The organism is Mycobacterium helveticum (assembly GCF_007714205.1).
Taxonomy (GTDB): Bacteria; Actinomycetota; Actinomycetes; order Mycobacteriales; family Mycobacteriaceae; genus Mycobacterium; species Mycobacterium helveticum.
This window is the reverse complement of sequence record NZ_VMQU01000262.1, coordinates 1-1,902: the sequence shown is the minus strand read 5'-3', so window position 1 is coordinate 1,902 and position 1,902 is coordinate 1. Positions and strand designations below refer to the sequence as shown.

The 1,902-nt window shown below is 64.8% G+C and carries 1 protein-coding gene; it reads left to right on the top strand.

The features are described from left to right. Nucleotides 1-96 precede the first annotated feature (96 nt). On the top strand, nt 97-1,623 hold the full coding sequence (locus FPZ47_RS27305) for an IS1380 family transposase (RefSeq protein ID WP_145039772.1): 1,527 nt from the start codon (nt 97-99) through the stop codon (nt 1,621-1,623). Nucleotides 1,624-1,902: the final 279 nt, after the last annotated feature.

Below are 1,902 nucleotides of genomic sequence, written 5' to 3'. Positions count from 1 at the left end.
CCTTCAGTAAGCGTGTCGGCGGGTGAGAATTAGGCAAAGGCCTTATCCTGGTTGGGTTTGCGGTCTCAACGCAGCCCAGCAGGAAAGGCCTTTGTGGTGAAGAGGATAACCCATAAGCAGAGTCGGCGGAACATCGGCGCGCGGCGGGCCAGGGTGGCGGCGCGGCATGCGCGGGCTGGACGCTGGGACGCGCAGCCCGCGCCGATGCTGAACTCCGGCCCGGTGCGCTATGAGGTCGGCGCGAACATCGATGCCACCGCATTTGGTGGCATCGCCGCGGTGCATCGGCTGGTCACCCGGCTGGGGCTGGCCGAGCGGATCGACGAGGACCTTCAGTTGCTCAAGGTGCATCTGCCCTACCACGAATCCGACCACGTGTTGAACCTGGCCTACAACGTGGCTTGTGGGGGCACCCGGCTCGAAGACATCGAGCGGTTGCGTCATGACACCGCCTACATGAACGCTCTCGGGGCGCAGCTGATCCCCGACCCGACCACGGCCGGTGATTTCTGTCGCCGGTTTAGCGAGGCCGATGTGTCGACGTTGATGGAGGCGATCAACGCGGTGCGCCCGCAGCTGTGGGCGCACCGGGGCCGTGAGTTGCTCGGCCCCATCGCCTACCTCGATGTGGACGGCACCATTGCACCCACCTGCGGGCAGCACAAGGCCGGGATGGACATGTCTTACAAGGGCATCTGGGGGTATGCGCCGCTGATCGTGTCGCTGGCCAACACCAAGGAGGTGCTGTACTTGGTCAACCGGTCGGGCAACGTGCCCAGCCACGCTGGTGCGGCGCAGTGGATCGACAAGGCGATCGAGCTGGTCGCCCCACACGCCGAGCGGGTATGCCTGCGCGGTGACACCGACTTCTCGTTGACCGCGAATTTCGACCGGTGGGCCGAGCGAGTCGATTTCGTGTTCGGCATGGACTGCAATACCGCGCTGCGCTCCCGCGCCGAAGCGCTGGACGAGACTGACTGGACCCCCTTGCAGCGGCCCGCACCCGTCGCGCCGCGCAGCGGCAAACGGCGCCGCCGCGAGCCGAACCACAAGCGGCGCATCGTCACCGAACGCGAGTACGTCAACCTGCAACTCAACGGCGAGGATGTCGCCGAGTTCAGCTACCAGCCCGGCAAATGCGCCCGCCCCTACCGGGTCATCGCGCTGCGCAAAAACATCAGCAAGACCCGCGGCGAGCAGGTCCTCATTGACGAGATCCGGTACTTCTTCTACATCACCACCCGCACCGATCTGACCGCCGCGCAGGTCGTGGCCTGCGCCAACGACCGCTGCGACCAGGAAAACGTCATCGAGCAGCTGAAAAACGGGGTCAACGCGCTGCGAGTGCCGCTCTATGACCTGGTCTCCAACTGGGCCTACATGGTCATCGCCGCCCTGGCCTGGAACATCAAGTCCTGGTTCGCGATGATGCTGCACCGCAAGCAAGACCGCCGCGACTGGATCAACATGGAGTTCCGCCGCTTCACCACCCAGGCGATCCTCATCCCCGCCATGATCATCCGCCGCGCCCGCACCATCACCGTCCGGATCATCGGCTACCACCGGGCCCTGGCCCGATTCCTCAGCGCCTACAACACCATCGAACGCACCCGATTCGGCTGACACCGCGCCTGGCCCCACTGGCCTCCCGACCCCTGTTACACGCCAACACCAGCGCCCACCCGGGTTTTGGCGCCCTTCCGTGCCCAACCCGCATACTCGCGCCATTCCCGCATGCCACTACACCCGAATTACCGACGCAAAAAAGGCAATTCAGCTGATCTACCGCCACTCACCAACTCCTGAGACAACTCCGAAGCCAAAAACTGGTCCCGCCGCCGCGCTCATCCGACTCCCGAGCCAATCCTGGGACCCACCCAGCGCCGACACGCTTATTTGAGG